16 protein-coding genes and 1 other annotated feature are annotated in these 18,527 nt (G+C 35.7%); of the genes, 4 read left to right on the top strand and 12 right to left on the bottom strand.

Translation table 11 applies throughout. The features are described 5' to 3' along the window. The first annotated feature begins 80 nt into the window (after positions 1–80). The 3 genes from ACHUE4_RS01910 to ACHUE4_RS01900 are packed head-to-tail and all read left to right on the top strand — an operon-like array spanning position 81 to position 2,454. Entirely contained in the window at positions 81–515 is a 435-nt protein-coding gene (locus ACHUE4_RS01910) for a type IV pilus modification PilV family protein (protein WP_394187597.1), read from the top strand. Positions 516–526: 11 nt separating this feature from the next. After that, positions 527–964 carry a PulJ/GspJ family protein gene (locus tag ACHUE4_RS01905; RefSeq protein ID WP_394187596.1) on the top strand — a complete coding sequence of 146 codons (438 nt, stop codon included), beginning with the start codon at positions 527–529 and terminating at the stop codon, positions 962–964. 11 nt (positions 965–975) lie between these two features. After that, positions 976–2,454: a hypothetical protein gene (locus tag ACHUE4_RS01900; protein ID WP_394187595.1), complete on the top strand. Its 1,479-nt coding sequence runs from the start codon at positions 976–978 to the stop codon at positions 2,452–2,454. Positions 2,455–2,481: 27 nt separating this feature from the next. Here ACHUE4_RS01900 and ACHUE4_RS01895 read toward each other — a convergent pair whose 3' ends face one another. The 6 genes from ACHUE4_RS01895 to ACHUE4_RS01870 all read right to left on the bottom strand — a co-directional run bounded on the left by ACHUE4_RS01895 (position 2,482) and on the right by ACHUE4_RS01870 (position 12,116). Next, positions 2,482–3,837 carry a VanW family protein gene (locus ACHUE4_RS01895; RefSeq protein WP_394187593.1) on the bottom strand — a complete coding sequence of 452 codons (1,356 nt, stop codon included), beginning with the start codon at positions 3,835–3,837 and terminating at the stop codon, positions 2,482–2,484. Next, positions 3,821–4,594 (bottom strand): hypothetical protein, encoded by a 774-nt coding sequence (locus ACHUE4_RS01890; RefSeq protein WP_394187592.1) that lies wholly within the window; start codon positions 4,592–4,594, stop codon positions 3,821–3,823. Before ACHUE4_RS01890 ends, ACHUE4_RS01895 begins: the two co-directional genes overlap by 17 nt. Positions 4,595–4,682: 88 nt before the next feature. Next, positions 4,683–6,386, bottom strand: a complete 1,704-nt coding sequence (locus tag ACHUE4_RS01885; RefSeq protein WP_394187591.1) for a sensor domain-containing diguanylate cyclase — start codon at positions 6,384–6,386, stop codon at positions 4,683–4,685. 82 nt (positions 6,387–6,468) lie between these two features. Beyond that, complete coding sequence (locus ACHUE4_RS01880) at positions 6,469–7,719, bottom strand: bifunctional folylpolyglutamate synthase/dihydrofolate synthase (RefSeq protein ID WP_394187590.1); 1,251 nt, start codon at positions 7,717–7,719, stop codon at positions 6,469–6,471. Positions 7,720–7,800: 81 nt separating this feature from the next. Further along, positions 7,801–9,105, bottom strand: a complete 1,305-nt coding sequence (locus tag ACHUE4_RS01875) for a bifunctional folylpolyglutamate synthase/dihydrofolate synthase (protein WP_394187589.1) — start codon at positions 9,103–9,105, stop codon at positions 7,801–7,803. Positions 9,106–9,470: 365 nt separating this feature from the next. Further along, a complete protein-coding gene (locus ACHUE4_RS01870; protein ID WP_394187588.1) occupies positions 9,471–12,116 on the bottom strand; it encodes a valine--tRNA ligase in 2,646 nt (881 codons plus the stop codon). 48 nt (positions 12,117–12,164) lie between these two features. After that, positions 12,165–12,394, bottom strand: a binding site (T-box leader). A 66-nt stretch (positions 12,395–12,460) separates the two neighbouring features. On the opposite strand from ACHUE4_RS01870, the gene ACHUE4_RS01865 reads away from it, so the two are divergent. Beyond that, positions 12,461–12,652 carry a hypothetical protein gene (locus ACHUE4_RS01865; protein WP_394187587.1) on the top strand — a complete coding sequence of 64 codons (192 nt, stop codon included), beginning with the start codon at positions 12,461–12,463 and terminating at the stop codon, positions 12,650–12,652. Here the strand turns inward: ACHUE4_RS01865 and ACHUE4_RS01860 are convergent. The 6 genes from ACHUE4_RS01860 to hemC all read right to left on the bottom strand — a co-directional run bounded on the left by ACHUE4_RS01860 (position 12,645) and on the right by hemC (position 18,511). Then, the gene (locus ACHUE4_RS01860) at positions 12,645–13,202 is read right to left on the bottom strand and encodes a hypothetical protein (RefSeq protein ID WP_394187586.1); all 558 of its coding nucleotides are present in this window, start codon (positions 13,200–13,202) and stop codon (positions 12,645–12,647) included. The genes ACHUE4_RS01865 and ACHUE4_RS01860 overlap by 8 nt on opposite strands. 55 nt (positions 13,203–13,257) lie before the next feature. Further along, positions 13,258–14,313, bottom strand: a complete 1,056-nt coding sequence (locus ACHUE4_RS01855; RefSeq protein ID WP_394187585.1) for an AbrB family transcriptional regulator — start codon at positions 14,311–14,313, stop codon at positions 13,258–13,260. 248 nt (positions 14,314–14,561) lie between these two features. Continuing rightward, the gene (hemL, locus tag ACHUE4_RS01850) at positions 14,562–15,851 is read right to left on the bottom strand and encodes a glutamate-1-semialdehyde 2,1-aminomutase (protein ID WP_394187584.1); all 1,290 of its coding nucleotides are present in this window, start codon (positions 15,849–15,851) and stop codon (positions 14,562–14,564) included. Then, entirely contained in the window at positions 15,851–16,831 is a 981-nt protein-coding gene (gene hemB, locus ACHUE4_RS01845) for a porphobilinogen synthase (RefSeq protein ID WP_394187583.1), read from the bottom strand. Before hemB ends, hemL begins: the two co-directional genes overlap by 1 nt. Beyond that, positions 16,828–17,589, bottom strand: a complete 762-nt coding sequence (locus ACHUE4_RS01840; RefSeq protein WP_394187582.1) for a uroporphyrinogen-III synthase — start codon at positions 17,587–17,589, stop codon at positions 16,828–16,830. The genes hemB and ACHUE4_RS01840 overlap by 4 nt, the downstream gene beginning before the upstream one ends. Continuing rightward, positions 17,582–18,511: a hydroxymethylbilane synthase gene (hemC, locus tag ACHUE4_RS01835; protein ID WP_394187581.1), complete on the bottom strand. Its 930-nt coding sequence runs from the start codon at positions 18,509–18,511 to the stop codon at positions 17,582–17,584. Before hemC ends, ACHUE4_RS01840 begins: the two co-directional genes overlap by 8 nt. Positions 18,512–18,527: the final 16 nt, after the last annotated feature.

Here is an 18,527-nt window from a genome sequence, read left to right as displayed (position 1 = left end):
TTGGTAAAAGTGTAGTATACTTTCTAGTATATAAGATTCATGAAGTAAATAGATACATAGAACTTAAAAGGATGATTGAAATGCAAAAATCCATCAAGAATGAACAAGGTTTAACGTTAATCGAAGTTCTAGCCTCGATCGTTTTACTTTCAATAGTGATTGTGTCTTTTCTATCATTATTTCCACAAATCACTAACTTCAATAAATCGACTGAAGAGAACTTACAAGCTGCAGCAACTGCTAAGGAAGTTCGGGTTTTAGTGAAAGAAAAATTCACTAATTTCGACTCACCTTTACTGCTAAATGTTTTAGAAAGTGAAACTATTGAAATCTCGGATACTACTATTGAATACAAGGGCACTTATAATAACTTCCCAGTTGGCGTAATTATATGGAAAAATAAAAAAGATGTTTCAGGGGAATTTGAAGATTTATATCAGATGAAAGTCTCTGTATACAATGAAAAGAGTAATGAAATTAGTTATACATACGGATATATATCAAACAGGAAATGAGCGAATAATTAATGGTACAAAACGAAAAAGGAGTAACATTAATAGAATTGCTTGCTGCCATAACAATTTTCGGCATTTTTTCAACTATTATTTGGGCATTTTTCTTTCAATCATTTCACGCGAACAATGTTGAATTGACAAAAAATAGTCTTCAACAAGAAGCAAATTTAATAATAAATACTTTTCAAGAAGTTCATAGGAATTCCGAAAGCTATTTAATTGTAATAGATGCCGACTTTAAGACACTTGAAATTACACCAGATTCTGAAGCGAGTTATCTTTTCAATAAATCAGGGGTACTATATGAAATTTCATCAACAAATTCATTTGAATCAGGTGATCGGATATATCCAAATAATTTCGACTTTCCAATGACACTAATTTTAACTAGTTCTGAAAACAATAATTTGCAAATTAAAATTCAAACCGTATTTTCAAAAATTAAGTAAGGAGTGTTTTCATGAAATCGATATCAAATCAAAATGGTTATACACTCCTCTTAACTCTACTTCTAGTTGTAATCATATCTGGATTTATAGGCACTTTATCATTTTTAACATTAACTCAACAAAAGCAAGTTGAAAAAACGGATGATAGATTGCTTCTTTCTGACATTACAGATATGGGAGTTGAAGCCTACAAAGCTCAAGTGTTAAATCTTTTTTTTGAAGAAGTAAATAAGGCTAAGCTCGAGGTGTCCTTATTGGAAAAAGATTTAGATTTTGAAAAAAACGCAAACGATATTGAAGATTACGCTTTATTAACTATCAAAAATAAAATATTAAACTTAACGAAATATCCTCCCCCAATCTCTGACAATATAAAATATCAACTTGATAAAGAACCAATAATTACTGATAGCGGTAATAACCTATTAGTAACTATGTATATCTCAGGTTTAGTAAATAATAAAACAGAACAATATTTAGTTAAATTTAAGTTACCAAACAATATTTATAATATTACGGTAACCAAAGATGGTTCTACTGGCGAAAGTAACGAATCATTTGTAATACCACCCAATTTTGAAGATACCCTGCCTACACCATTCCCACCAACTGAAAATGATCTTTGTCCATCCAAAAAGAATGAATGGTTCTCAGGGATAATCTGTAATTCCTCAAGTCCTTTTGATATTGATTATTTATATAATTCTACTGTTTATTTAACCAAAAGCTCAACATTTTCTAATGCAAATAATAATAATTATGGAAAATCAACTTTATATGTAAATGGCAATTTAAATATGAGTAATCTAAATTCAAACGGAAATATTTCTTTTTATATTAAAGGAGAAGCTGATTTTGATAATTTAAATAATGCTGAAAATGTTATCATTCAAGGAACTGATAATGCGTCATTTAACAATTTAAATAACATCAATAGTTTATCCATAATGTTAAATGGTTCGGGTTCATTTCATAATATTGGCGGGCAAAATTTCACACTTTACACAAAGGGTGATGCAAGCTTTGGAAACATTAATAACTTATCTGAAAGTAATATAGAAGTGAGAGGAACTACTGTATTTAATCAGAACATACAGTTCAAAAATGTAAAAAGTCACCATGTAGATTCTTCATTAGCTCAACAAATTCAGTTGGATAATACAATAATGATTTTTGAATCATCTCTTTCTCAAAAAGGTGCTTTTCAATTAAAAAATAATTCAAAGGTATGTATTCGTAATTCGTCCTCATTAGGTATGCTTGATATAGATGCAACAAGCAAATTTTATATCAAAGACACTTCATCGGTGACTTATTCACTACAGGGAGGATCTAGACTACCTATTATTTTAGATTCAACAAAATTCGAAGAGTTTTGTACTTTAGGTTCTTCAGGTGATTCAGAAGGACAAAACTATGAAGTAGAGCTAGATGGTTCAATTAATCTCATTTCAATTGAAAATCAGATAGAATATGATATTCAAAATTAAGGGAAGTGCCAAATCGGCACTTCCCTTTTATTTTGTATTTTTAGTTTGATCTTCTTTAAGGATTTCATCTGAATCAGATTCTGTTGACGTTCCCCCTGGAGGAATAATTGGTGTTGGGTTGGGCGTTACTCCACTACCTCCTCCAATAGGAACACTAGGAGTCGGAAATCCATCAACTGAATTATTATTTGTTCCTTCTCCTGTTGACGAATCATTTGAGGTAGGAGGCGTCATTTCAGTTGCTTTGACTTCATGTCGATATTGTATTTCGTGTTTAGGAAAATATAAATCGTTTGCTACATGGAAGGTTGCTTTTTTCTCTCGATTCAAAAATACGGTTCGAGTTAACTTAACCTCAACACCTTCGACCCCCTCATCTGTTTTCTGAGGAACAGATTTTTCAATGGTTTGGATTTGAACGCGATAAGGCAAAACTTTTCTCTTAAGTGGGTCTAGATCAATTTCAATACCTACATCGGGCCCACTGATTTTAACTACCAGTTGATTACCTGATTGTGTTGTTTCTATATTTAAAGGAAACCCATACACATTCTCAATTACAAAATCTTTATTATCATCAATAAAAGCCTCAAATCCTGCTTGAATTTTAAAAGGATTGGTTTGACTAATATTTCTTTCCAAAATCTGAAAAGGACTTTCTAAAGCTGCCTTATATATCGTTGAAGCCAAAATGGTTTTGAATTCATCTGAATAAAGTCCTTCAGGTTCAGAAATGAAAATATCATTAAGTGAAAGAGATTGATTAGGTTCTACTTTAATAGTTGTATGCTTTCGAATCCAACTAGATATACTAGCATCGCTTAATGAAAACGGCATGGATGCTTGAGCAATTTCAGATACACCAGTTTCTTGTGGATTTATGTATGAAGTTAAATTAAAGTTTCCGCTATTTGGTTGTAAGTCGGTTGCAAAAGATAAAATATCTTGTTTAAAGTTGACGAAGTCTACTATATCTTCTTGTCCTGTAAAACCTAATTCTAATAAATGATCATTCCATAAATTCTCATTTAAATTAACTTGCATCTGATTCCTTTGTCCATTAAGAGCTGTGTTCACAGAACCTTGGACGTCAAACGTTAAAGTTTCGGGATCCATCTTTGCGCTTTCAAATAGAAATTGGGTGGCTATTTGATTTTTTTTCTTCCAATCATTCGTTTTCTTAGATAAGAGTTGTAAAGACTGCTCCTTATTTAAACCAGACACATCAATGGGACCAATCCAGGAATTTTCTTTAAAATGAGTAAAAGAATCAGGGTTTAGTACGGCTTTTGTTAAGCTCGTGAAAGAAAATGTCCCCGCAAGTAAAATAATTCCTACTATAAGAGATAGAATGAAAAATTGAAGACTATTCTTTTGAGCCATTTTTTCCACTCCCGCTTTGATTAAAATATCCTTCTGACAAATCTTCATATCTTGAATTATCCAAGTCACCTATGTTTTCAAATGAATTTTCTTTTATAGCATCAGCACTAATTTTTTCATTATCGAATAAGGATTGAAGTCTTTTTTCCATCCATTGATCAGATAGTTCATCGTTAAAAACTATTTGATTTTCTTGTTTTATATCGTCTTCACTGTCAAATTGATAAAGTATTTTTTCTTCCCTGATCTCATTAACTTCAATGTTTGTTTCATCTTTATATTTGATTTCATCTGATGATGCTGCAACTTCATATTCACCTAGGTTAATATCACTATGCATACCTTTCAAATCTATTACACTTTGAGGACTTTGTGATTCAACAAAATGATCATCTTTTGATTTGTGGTAAAGCATATGGTCATCTACTGACGATAAATTCTCTAAATTAGTTCCTTCGATAACTGATAGTTCCTTAAATCTTTTTCTTCTTGATGACGAAGCCTTTTTATTTGTAGTAGTTTCAAGCCACATACGTTTTTTGCCAATTAATAATGATAGTGAACCTATAAGTAACAGGAAAATTCCAATCCCGATTAATGGTGAATAAAGATTGGCCATTAATGAACTAAGAACAAATGCAAGAGTAGTGATAATTAGTAAAACACTTAAACTAATTTTATTTGAAATAATAGGTAGAACATAAATAAATAAACTTAAAATAATAAAACTAATCGTTAAACCTATTGCAAATGTCATATTGGGCACCTCACTTCACTATTAGTATACCGTTTAAATTAATGAATAAGAAAGAAAAGACAGGCATTTTCCCTGTCTTTTCTCGAATTTATTTAATATATTCAGCAACTCGATTTCGTCCAGCTCGTTTGGCACCGATGTAAAGTGCTCGATCGGCGTTTCGAATGAGTGCCATTGCCTCATCACAATCTTCAGGCGCAGTTGATACTCCTATACTTGTTGTGATTTGCACTTTCGTTAGATCACGTTTTTCACCTAAGTCTGTGCGTATTTCAAATGGTGTCGACTCAATCAGTTCTCTCAAGTCTTCCGCAAGTTTCAATGATTGTTGCTTCGAATAATTTGGCAACAAGACCACAAACTCTTCCCCACCGTATCTAGCAATAATGCCTTTATCCCCAATTTCTTTCTCAATGAGTCTCGCAAGCCCATACAAAATGTCATTTCCACTTTGATGGCCGTATGTATCATTGATACTCTTGAAATGGTCAATGTCCATCATCATTAGTGAAAGCTGTCGAAGGTTACCATTTAACAAATCATTCATCCTTTTCTCTAATTCTTGATCAAAATAACGATAATTATAAAGTTTAGTTAACCCACAACGTTCACTCTTCGATACAGCATCTTGCACAAATCTAGCTTTCTCAAGTGATACGGCAAAATATGAACAAAGTAGATTTAAAATCTGTAATTGATGTAATTCAAACGCATGCTTTTTACGTGAGGCAATCATTAAAATGCCTTCTACTTTTTGATTTCGACTAATAGGGACGGCAATTATACTCTCGGTCTTGTGTGGAAGAAACTCTGCTTTAATATCTTTCCATTCTGATTTCTTCGAGAAAAATATGGATTTGTCTCTCTTAAACACAATTCCAGGAATACTTTTCGATAATACTTCATGAGAATGCTCCAACTTCTTTTCTTCACCACGTTCAATGGCTCTCATCACGTAAAATTTGTCATCTTTAAAATCAATTATATAAAGATAATCTAAAGGCAACATTTCGCCGATATTTTTCACGAATAAATCGATAATCGTTTCGGAACTTAGTCGATCTGCCAATTCATGTCCGATTTTACTTGCGCGACCTAAGTCGTCATTTACTAAAGCTGAGTTATTGTACATACGTAACACGAGGGTAATCATTAAAAATGGTAGACCTAATAATAAAAACGCTATTTGGCCAACATGGATTTGTAATAAATACAGCGTAATACCAAAAGGCAAGGTAATGATAAGACCTGTGTAATCCCAAAACACGTCTTTTTCCCAGAATTTTCGATCTTTCACTTCAAGTTTCACATAAAAATGCAATATGATATGATTCACTATTACTAATGTTATTAAGTAAATACAGCTATAAATTAAAATTTCGGATAGATTCGTGCTCCCTACCTCGTATCCTAAATACATGACAAAGCTGCCTGTTATAAACGAAATGGCAAAAAACATAAATGAGTTGAATAGTACACGATGAAAATCAACAATTTGAAATTTCATACGATACATCAACGGAATGATTGCAATTTGGGTAATAATCATTTCGACAAAAAGTCCATATGTTAAAAATGTCGCAAGATTGATCCATTGGATTAAAAAAATCGTAGTTCCCGCCACTTTAAATGGAAAAATAACTGTTAATAATGCTATTGCAATATAAGCTAAAACCAATGTCCACTCGACTGACGATGGTGCGAAATTTATATAGGAAAAATAGAGACCAATTGGGACGGTTACAAACCACAATATCCAAATATTGATTTTTGCTTGTTTCGATATGTTCATATAAGCCCCTTTCAAATTGGTACATTTTATCTAGTTCGTAGTTCATCGTATCAAAGATTGAAAGTTTTGTCATTACTGTTTTCTAAATATTCGTAAACATTTTTAAAGCTTTTTTTCGAATATTTGCTAGTAAATATAAGGAACCTGTTACTATTATCTTACTATTTCCGGAAAATATTTTTTCGATTTCTACGATAGGGTCTTTAGTCACACTTTTAATAGTAGCGTTACTTAAATTTAGCAAATTTCGCGCACTCATCGCTCTCTCATCTGGGAAATCAACGAAGGTAAATTTTGCATCAATCTCCTCTAAAATGCTTAAAATCTCTACTGCATTTTTGCCTTTTATTAACCCAACAAAAAAATGAATCGGGTCATTAGGAAACTCTTTTTTAATCGTGTCTACTAAAACTCGAATACTTGCTGGATTGTGAGCACCATCTAAAATAAGTTGATTGTTTATTTTTTCAAATCTACCTTGCAATGAGACATTTAGAAGTGCATCTCGAATTTTTGTTTCATCGACAGTTTTATTTTTCATTTTTAACAAATAAATAATCGCACGGATTGCAATGGCTCCATTTAAAAGCTGATGTTGCCCTTTCAATCCTATTTGAATTCCATCCATCTGATTTCCTTCAAAATCTCGATAAACATCTTGTTTTAACATAAAATCTTTAGATTCAATCCAACAAGTCGTTTTTTGTTTAGCACATTCTTCTTTCATTACATTTAAAGACTCATCATCTAAATTTCCAATAATGACTGGTACCGCTTGCTTTATAATCCCTGCTTTATGATAGGCTACTTCACTTAGGGTTGTCCCTAGGAATTGCTCATGCTCTATCGCAATACTTGGAATAATGGATAGTAAAGGAGTTACTACATTCGTACTATCAAATCTCCCCCCCATACCCGCTTCCACTAGCACAATATCAGCTTCAAATTCCTCAAATGCCATAAAAGCTAAAACGGTTAAGAGTTCGAAATCTGTTAAAAAACCACTTAAACCAGCTTGTTTCACTTTTTTAAATAAAAGATCTAATTGAGTTTCGGAAATATACCGACCATTTAATTGAATTTGATCATGGACGTCAAAGAAACATGGGGAATAAAAACAGGCTGTCTTCAACCCATGCACAGATAACATCGCTTCCATCATCGCAATTGTAGAACCCTTGCCATTTGTTCCAGCCACGTGAATAATATGTAAATTCTTATGAGGGTCCCCTACTTTTTCAAGTGCCTCAATCATTCGATCTAATCCAGGTTCAATTGTATTTCTACTCTCCACTTCCCAGCGTTCTTTATACTCGTTAAATTTAGCAATCATGATTTTTTCCTTTCTGAGACTTATTTGATTAAGCACCTAAATTAAAAAGAACCCCACCTTGTTTAAAAGGCAGGGGCAATATTAAAAAATTTCTACATGTGCTTTTTGTTTTAAATAAGGACGTGCTAACGACATAAAATATAAAGAACCCGTTACAACAACCACACTTTGATCATTAACTTTTTGCAAAGTCTTTTCCAATGCTTCTTGCCAATTCAATTCTAATTCCTTGTGCGGGTGTTTTGATGCTTCATAAATGTATGTTCCTGAAGCAGCATTCTTTAAATGAATCTCTGTAATCATGACGCTTGTTGCCACTTCATCGATCATGTTCAGAACCGATTTAATGTCCTTATCATCTAGAGCTGTAAAGACAACATGGATCTCTTCAGTAAGGTAACGTTGTTTTAAAGTTCTAATAAGTACTTCCATTCCCGCTGGATTGTGTGCACCATCAATGATTACATTCGGCAACACTTCTTCAAAACGAGCAGCCCAACTTGATGTTGCTAATCCTTGTCGGATGTTTTCTTCTGAAATAGTAAAGCCATATAAGCTATTAAGCAAAAGAACAGCCGTTATTGCAAGCGACGCATTTTCAATTTGATGATGTCCTGCCATTTTTATGGTTAACTCTTTCAATTGCATATCATTTAATTGATAAGTAAAGTGTTGAACTTTTATATTTTGAGTCACATCTTCAATTATAAAATCTTTATATAATTGAAAAATTGGAGATTGTTCTAATTTAGCTTTTTCTTCAATAACTTGTACTGCTTGGCTATCTTTAACTGCGCTTATTACAGGAATTTCAGGTTTAATAATTCCGGCTTTTTCACGCGCAATCGCTTCTATTGTATCGCCTAAAATTTGTGTATGATCTAAAGAAATCGAAGTTATTATTGATAATAATGGAGTTAATACATTTGTCGAGTCAAATGTGCCGCCTATTCCTGTTTCGATTAGGGCAATGTCTACTTCCATATCTCGATAATAGACAAATGCAATGACTGTCAGGATTTCAAAAAAGTTGGATCCTTCTCCAACTTGACCTTCTTGAAGGTATGGATAAATATCATTCATATATTGGATTAACTGATCATCTGTAATCATTTGATTGTTGATCATCATTCGTTCGTTGACAACTTCTAAATGCGGAGAAATAAAGCTTCCGACTCTCAATCCTTCAGCCATTAGGATTTCTTTTAAAGCATTTAAAGTGGAACCTTTGCCGTTAGAACCTGCAATATGAATCGAGCGAAACTGTTCATGTGGATTACCCAATGCTGATAAAATCGATCGAATTCGACTTAATCTACTATTACGTTCCGTTTTTTGGTTCATGTTATAAATGTATTCAGTTACTTGATCAACAGATATAAACACATTGGTCACTCCTCAATCTCAATATTCTCAGAATTTCCGAGAATTCAATTTATTCTATCACGTTCTCTCGAATAAAAGATATCACTTCTTAAAAGAAAAATGTCCCAAATTATAAAACTTGGGACATTATATCCAAGGTAACTTGTGCTTGAGACCATTTTGACGAGTAAATGCATAAAGTTGACGAGTAAAATCGAAGAAGTGACGAGTAATCATCAAAAGTTGACGAGTAAAACGCCGGAAGTGACGAGAAAACGCGTCTAAAGCCATGCCCCCAGAAATCGTCTGTCCTAATTGAAATCAACCTTCATTCCAAGTCCATATAAAAATGCCCCAAACACAAAAGTTTGGGACATTCACTAAAATTAAAGATTTTTAAGCTCAGCTAATCGTTTTTCAACAGTTGCATACTTTTCAAGATAATCTTGTTCTTTTGCACGCTCTTCAGCAACTACGGCATCAGGAGCTTTTGATACGAATCGTTCGTTCGATAGTTTTCCTTGAACGAGTTTAACTTCTTTTGCCCATTTTTCTAATTCTTTTTCTAATCGAGCTGTCTCTGCCCCAATATCAATTAAACCTTCTAATGGTAAGAATAGTTCAGCTCCTGAAACGACACTCGACATAGATTGACCAGGTGCTTGAATATCTTGACCTAATACAAGTGGCTCAGGGTTACAGAACTTCTCCAAATACATTGCATTTTCTTCTAAGATCACTAATGTTTCTGCATCTTTAGTTGAAATAAACAATGGCACTTTTTTGCTCATTGGCGTTTGAACTTCTGCTCGGATTGTACGAACTGCACGAATTATATCAGAAAGTAATTTCATACTAGATGCTTTTTTACTGTCCGTTAATGATTCATTAACCGTTGGCCATGCGGCAATCGTAATAGATTCACCTTCGTGCGGTAGGCTTTGCCAAATTTCTTCTGTTATGAATGGCATAAACGGATGTAGTAAACGCATCGTATTGTCTAATACGTAAGCCAATACCGATCTTGTCATCTTCTTCGCTTCTTCATCTTCACCGTATAATGGCAATTTCGCCATTTCAATATACCAATCACAGAAATCATCCCAGATGAAGTTATACAAAGCACGACCTACTTCACCGAACTCGTATTTTTCAGCTAGCTTCGTTACTTGATCAATTGTTTCATTTAAACGAGTTAAGATCCATGCATCTGCAACTGATTTTTCTCCAGACAAATCAATATCTTCGAACTTCATGCCTTCCATATTCATCATTGCAAAGCGTGATGCATTCCAGATTTTATTGGCAAAGTTCCAAACGGACTCTACTTTTTCAATAGAGAAACGTAAATCTTGTCCTGGAGACGAACCGGTTGAAAGGAAGTATCGAAGAGCATCCGCTCCGTATTGATCGATTACGTCCATTGGATCCACACCGTTACCAAGTGATTTCGACATTTTGCGACCGTCTTCTGCACGAACTAATCCATGAATTAAAACATCGTCAAATGGACGTTGTTCAGTGAATTCGATTCCTTGGAAAATCATACGAGATACCCAGAAGAAAATAATGTCATAACCTGTCACTAAAACATCAGTTGGGTAATATCGTTTAAATTCAGCATTTTCTTCATCCGGCCAACCCATAGTTGAGAAAGGCCATAACGCTGAAGAGAACCATGTATCTAAAACATCTTCGTCTTGCTTCCAATTTTCAGCATCTACAGGTGCTTCATGTCCCACATAAATTTCACCTGTTTCGTTATGGTACCAAGCTGGAATGCGATGTCCCCACCATAATTGACGCGAAATACACCAATCACGGATATTTTCCATCCAACGCATATACGTATTTTCAAATCGTTCAGGTACGAAATTAACTTTATCTTCGCCTTGCTGCAATTGAATTGCTGCATCTGCAAGAGGTTGCATATTAACAAACCACTGTGTTGATAAATAGGGTTCAACCACTGCACCACTGCGTTCAGAGTGTCCAACTGAATGCGCATGTTCTTCAATTTTGAATAATATGCCCGCTTCTTTTAAGTCTGCAACAATTTGTTTACGGCATGCAAAACGATCTTGCCCTTCATATTGAGCTGCATTTTTATTCATTGATCCGTCTTCATTCATAACTAGAACTCGTTCTAAATTGTGGCGATTCCCAATTTCAAAGTCATTTGGGTCATGTGCTGGTGTAATTTTTACCGCACCGCTTCCAAAATCCTTATCCACATAGTCATCTGCAACAATTGGAATTTCACGTCCAATAATCGGCAATGTCACCGTTTTTCCGATCAAGTGCTTGTAACGATCATCTTCAGGATGAACCGCTACAGCCGTATCCCCTAGCATCGTTTCAGGTCTAGTTGTCGCAACTTCAATATGTCCAGTACCATCTGTTAGTGGGTAACGCATATGATAGAAAGCACCCTGTACATCTTGGTGAATTACTTCGATATCGGATAAGGCTGTTTTAGTCGCTGGATCCCAGTTAATAATTCGTTCGCCGCGGTAGATTAAACCTTTGTTGTACAGTTTCACAAATACTTCTTTTACTGCATTTGAAAGACCATCATCTAAGGTAAAACGTTCCCGTGAATAATCGAGACCTAAACCAAGTTTCGACCATTGCTGACGAATATGACCTGCATACTCATCCTTCCACTTCCATGTCTCTTTGACAAAGGCTTCACGACCAAGATCGTAGCGAGATTTGCCTTCTGAGCGAAGCTTTTCTTCTACTTTCGCTTGAGTTGCAATTCCTGCATGGTCCATCCCTGGTAACCATAATGCATCATAACCTTGCATGCGCTTCATTCGAATTAAGATGTCTTGCAATGTTGTATCCCATGCATGGCCTAAGTGAAGTTTACCCGTAACGTTCGGTGGTGGAATAACAATCGTATAAGGTTCTTTATCACTGCCAGGTTGAGCTTCAAAAAACTTACCATTTAGCCACCATTCATAGCGTCCTTGTTCAATGGATTTCGGATCGTACTTTGTTGATAATTGAGGTTTTTGTTCAGTCATTTTCAGTTCCTCCTTATTTTTGGGAAATAAAAAAACTCCTATCGTCACAAAAAGGACGAAGGAGTTGTTCGCGGTACCACCTTTATTCGCAGATGACAAAAAAACATCATCACGCTCTCAAGATTCTTAACGGTTTTAAACCGGCATCTGCTACTCAAGTTCGTTCACAGATACTGCTCCTGGGCGACATTCAAATACGCGCTAACGGAAACTTTCACCAAATGTTTCCTCTCTAATGATAACGACGTGATTTTACTCTTCCCAATCAAAGCATCGATATTTAATTGAACCAATTGTATCGGAACTTCCAATATGAAGTCAAGTTTTTTTGAAAGGAGATTTTTATGAGACGAGGATATAATCCCTACCTACTTCCCCCATGGTTACGAAAGACCCGATTTTATTGTAAAAATATCATTTTGCCGATTACCGTGTTTGAATTAATTCGAACGATTTTTCTTCCAACAACATTTGATTTTTTATTATTATGTCTATTAATTGCGATTTTATTTTTATTCCAAAAAGATATTATTTGACTTGGTAAACCGAATAGGTTTCTTTCAATTCTTTTAAGAAAAACGGTTTGGATTTACCCGTCACTTCTGATGATTCGATCACTTCGTGACTTGAAGAAGACGATGAAGAAGATGAACTTTCTTCAACCTGCAATTCAGGCTGAACCAACCTTTCATAAGCACAATCCACTGCCCAGTCAATCTGAAGCGTTTTGTCATTTGTAACGATTGGATCAATTTTCGTAATCGTAAACTCCGGAACGTTTTGACTTTGATTGTAATCCGCTGGTAGCTCAATGGAGTGAGGAACGGCATATTCAAAGTAACCGTGTTCACCATTCATCTCTAAATCTTCAATTGATACCCAATCTGATATCCCATGATGGTCACATTGACCAGGTTCAAACGCCACATAAGCAGAAATATGGTAAATTCCATTTAGACAACAATATCCGTCCTTTTGTTGAAATTCGAATCTAGGTTTTACTTCTACAAGCGTCGTTCCGGTCGGTGTGCCAAAACTTTCTGGAAAATAAAAAACTTCTTGGAATGACCAATTTACTTTTTCCAATTCTTGTCCTCCTTCACAACTATCTGTGAAAGATTGTATGCGAGGGAACATAGAATTATGATTTAACCCATTTTTTTAAAGCCATTGTCACAAGAGGTCCTGCCAATAAAAGTATGAAAAAGATGCGAAACAAATGAAAACTTGTAACGGTGGATAAATCTGCTCCAGTTTCAAGTGCCGTAATTGACATTTCCGCAATGCCTCCTGGTGCCGCACTTATAAAGAAGTCGAGAAAAGAATTCACCGGATGGATGAACATTAGTAAATAGGCCATAAATGCACAAAATGTAATGAGTAAAACATTCGTTCCTAATATCGACCAAAATAATCGGAATGTAAAAAGCTCAGATACTTTTTCAAGTTGCAATCCTAAGTGCGCTCCGACGAAAATTTGGGATACGATCAGAAGCAGCGTAGGTACTTCTACAACAGAATGATCCGTGATAAATTGAACAATGGCCATAGATAGGATTGGGGCCATTAATTCAGGTAAAGGAAAATGAATTCTTTTCATGAGGATAAAGAAAGTCACACCCATTCCAATAAAAAATAAAAAATGTGAGACATTAAAAGATGTTACGTCAGTTAATGACAACTCATCAAAGTGAGTCCCTTTCGGAATCCATGCGGTTAAAAATGGAACAATCGTTACAACAGCAAAAATACGGAAAGTTTGCATTAAGGTCACGACCGTAGAATTAGCTGTTTTTACTTCTTCGCTCAATAAAACCATTTGAGAAAGTCCACCAGGAAGTGAACCTAATATGGAAGTAGCTAAAGATTCACCAGACATCTTCATAAACAAGATGCTTAATACTAAAGCCATCCCCACAACTGAAACGGTTAATAGAATCATTAACGGAAAATCATACCACATAAGCTCTATTGCTTGTTTTGTAAATGAAGAACCAATTTGAACACCTAAAATAATCAGTCCTATTTGTCTTAATAGCTTTGGCCAAATAAACTCAAGTTTCGTGACCTGTCTTAAAAGTAATAAAGCAATCATCGGTCCTAGTAACCATGGTAAGAATATACCGATTTTATAGAAGGCTAACCCACTTAATGCGGCAATTAAGAACGTCCGAAAAATCAACCACTGTTTTTGCATTCTTTACACCTCATATTCACTGAAAGTCTCTGTTATGTACTGAGACAACATCCCCCTTAGGATTAGTCTTTCGGATTAAAAGCTCTTCAAAGAAAGACCTAGATTTTATTTAACACGAACTGTCTGTTAAGATGATCCATCAGATTTTCCAAATAGGAAAGGATACACAACGAATCTCTATATAGTTTTTGTTAACTAAGCCCATTGAAAAAAGCCCTGGTACTCATAGGAGTACCAGGACAAAAAAGTTAGACTAATTGAGCAAATACTTTATGGAATGTTTCAACTGTTTTTGCAATATCTGCTTCCGTATGAGCAGCAGATAGGAACATCCCTTCAAATTGAGACGGTGGTAAGAAAATGCCTTCTTCCGCCATTAGTCGGTAATATTTTGCAAATAACTGAAGATCTGACGTCTTCGCGATATCATAATTTGTTACGGTTTCATTCGTAAAGAAGAAACCAATCATAGAGCCAGCTCGGTTAACTGTGTGTGGAATATTGTATTTCGTTGCCGCTTCACGGAAACCAGTCTCTAAAAGATCAGCTAATTTATTGAAATGACCATAAGTCTCAGGTGTTAATCGAGACAATGTCTCAAGCCCTGCAGTCATAGCTAGAGGATTTCCTGACAATGTTCCCGCTTGATATATTGGACCACTCGGTGCAATTTGAGACATGATCTCAAGCTTACCGCCATATGCCCCTACAGGTAGTCCTCCACCAATTACTTTACCAAGACATGTGAGGTCAGGTTTTACGTTGAAATGACCTTGTGCACAATGATAACCAACACGGAAACCTGTCATAACTTCATCAAAGATAAGAACTGTTCCGTTCTCTGTTGATAAGTCACGAAGTCCTTCTAAGAAACCTGGTTCCGGTCCAACTACACCCATATTCCCAGCTACAGGTTCAACAATGATGGCAGCTAAATCATCACCATGTTGTTTGAAAGCTTCTCGTACGCTTTCTAAGTCATTGTAAGCTACTGTGATAGTATTTTTCGCCACTGATTCAGGAACACCAGGACTGTCTGGTAAGCCTAGGGTAGCAACACCTGACCCAGCTTTAATCAATAAGCTGTCGCCATGTCCGTGATAACAACCTTCGAATTTCAGTATTTTATTGCGTCCTGTAAATCCTCGAGCTGCGCGTAAAGCACTCATTGTAGCTTCTGTGCCAGACGAAACCATTCGAACCATTTCGATCGATGGCACTCTTTCCATTACAAGCTTCGCTAAATCATTTTCAACAACAGTTGGAGCACCAAAGCTCGTCCCTGTTTCTGCAACTTTTTGAATAGCTGATACTACATCTGGATGTGAATGTCCTAAGATTAGAGGTCCCCATGATAAAACATAGTCAATATAGTCATTGCCATCAATATCAGTGATTGTTGCGCCTTTTCCACTTGCCATGAAGATTGGATCCATATCAACTGATTTAAATGCACGGACTGGACTATTTACTCCACCTGGCATTAATTTTACGGCTTCTGAAAATGCTTGTTTTGATTTTTCGTAAGAACGTCCCATTATTTAGCCCCCAACCAACGTGCCACGTCTTTTGCATGGTACGTCATAATTAAATCTGCGCCTGCACGCTTCATACTTGTTAACGTTTCAAGAACAATCTTTTCTTCATCAATCCAGCCATTTTGTGCAGCTGCTTTGACCATTGCATATTCTCCACTTACATTGTAAGCAACAACTGGAATGTCAAAGTTATTTTTCACATCACGTACGATATCTAAATACGATAATGCAGGTTTTACGATTAAGAAATCTGCGCCTTCTTCTACATCAGATGTAGCTTCTCGCATCGCTTCATTCCGATTTGCGTAATCCATTTGGTATGATTTACGATCGCCAAATTGAGGTGTACTGTTAGCTGCATCTCGAAAAGGACCATAATAAGCTGACGCGTATTTTACTGCATAAGACATGATTGGTAAATGAGCAAACCCTGCTTCATCCAACCCATATCGGATTGCTGCTACGAAACCATCCATCATATTAGATGGGGCGATAATATCTGCGCCAGCTTTAGCTTGTGCGATTGCTGTGCGTGCAAGTAAATCCAATGTCGGATCATTTAACACTTGGCCATTTTCGATAATGCCACAATGACCATGGTCTGTGTACTCACATAAACATGTATCGGCAATAACCATTAAGTTCGGTTGACGTTCTTTAACAAACCGAATGGCTTCTTGAATGATACCGTGATCATGATAAGCTTGTGTGCCTTCTGCATCCTTTTCTAGAGGAATTCCAAAGAGTATGACAGATGGTATTCCTAGTGCTACCACTTCATCAATTTCTTCCCCTAAATTATCTAGAGATAGTTGATAAACACCGGGCATTGAAGAAATAGGGTTTCGTATTTTTGAGCCTTCTGCAACAAAAATTGGATAGATTAAATCATTCGTATGTAAGGTCGTTTCACGTACCATCGCGCGAATTGTTTCATTGTTACGTAAACGACGATGTCTGTTAAATTGAAGATCTTTCATTTACTTTCAACATCCTTCCATTTTGCAATTTCATCAATTAGTGCTAAATAAGTGTACGATTTAGCTTGTATATGGACAGGCAAGCCGTGGTCAATTAAGCTTTTAGCCGTAATATGACCAATCGCAGCAAATCTTACTGTTGTTAAGAGCACTTGTGAATAAACATGGTTCGAAAAATTATGAACAGCTGACGGACTAGCAAATGTTATACATACTCGTGGATTAGATTTTAAGTATTTAGCTAACTCCACTGCATTTTTAACATTAGGTGTCGTTTCATACACAGTCCACTCATCTACATGTTCTAATCCATTTCTAATGGTATCTTTCGCAAGTGATCCTTTTAAAAACAAACATCGATCTGTGTCTTTTAAATGAGATGAAAATTCTTTAATAAAAGTGTCTGCACTATAAATAGTCGGAATAAATGACACCTGCAGTCCGATTGCTTCTAATGCTGAGGCGGTTTTAGTTCCGACTGCCGCCACTTTAAAAGACAATTCACTTACTGACATTCCGAGTCTATTTAGCTTTTTACGAAACATTTCTACCGCATTTTGGCTGGTGAAAATAAGCCATTCATAGAGAGATAATCTTCCAATAAAAACTTCATCTTGGCTATGGAATTCAATAACTTGAATTAACGGAAAGCAAGCCACATCCCCGCCTAAACGTTCAACTAATTTAAACGGCTCATCAGACTTTGGTTGACTTGTAAAGACAATCGTTCGCCCTTGCAAATCATTCTTATTACACATTCAAATCGGCTCTCACTTGTTGAATCAAATCATATGCCCCTTGTTCACTTAATGACTTCGCTACTTCTTTACCAGCGGTTTCAGGCTCAACATTTGAAGAAGATTCTTTGTATACTTGCTCTGCATCAGGCGATGCAACCAAACCAGTAAATTCAATCGTATCGTTTTGTACCGTTGCAAATCCTGCAATCGGAACTTGACACCCACCATCCATCGCATATAAAAATGCACGTTCTGCATGGACAGCTTTCCAAGTATCTTGATGTGTTAGCTTGCTAAGTTCATCTAATAGTTCTGCATCATCACCACGGCATTCAATCGCAAGGGCACCTTGTCCAACTGCTGGCAAACAATCTTCAACAGACAAATATTCAGTAACTACATCGTCACTCCAACCTAAGCGTTTTAAACCTGCTGCAGCTAAGATAATCGCATCATACTCATCCGTTTCAAGTTTTGCTAAACGTGTATCTACATTCCCACGTATCCATTTAATATCAATGTCCGGACGCATTAGTAATAGTTGGGCAGAACGACGCAAACTACTTGTACCTACAACAGCTCCAACTGGTAAATCCATAAACTTCACATGACCAGTGGATATAAACGCATCTCGTGCATCCTCACGTGGAGGAATACAACCAATCACAAGTCCTTCTGGTAACTCAGATGGCATATCTTTCATGCTATGAACAGCAAAATCAATCTCTTTGTCATATAAAGCTTGCTCAATTTCTTTTACGAACAACCCTTTTCCGCCAACTTTCGAAAGTTGAACATCAACGATTTGATCACCTTTTGTGACAATCTCTTTTACCTCAAATTCAAATGGAGCACCTGCTTGTTTCATTTGATCAATAAACCAATTCGTTTGTGTTAGTGCCAATTTACTTCTTCTAGAACCTACAATAATTTTTCTCAATGTTGTAACATCCTCT

The sequence above is a fragment of the Paenisporosarcina quisquiliarum genome, assembly GCF_043641925.1.
Classification (GTDB): domain Bacteria; phylum Bacillota; class Bacilli; order Bacillales_A; family Planococcaceae; genus Paenisporosarcina; species Paenisporosarcina quisquiliarum_A.
The sequence above is the reverse complement of the archived record's forward strand: the minus strand, read 5'-3'. Positions and strand labels throughout refer to the sequence as shown.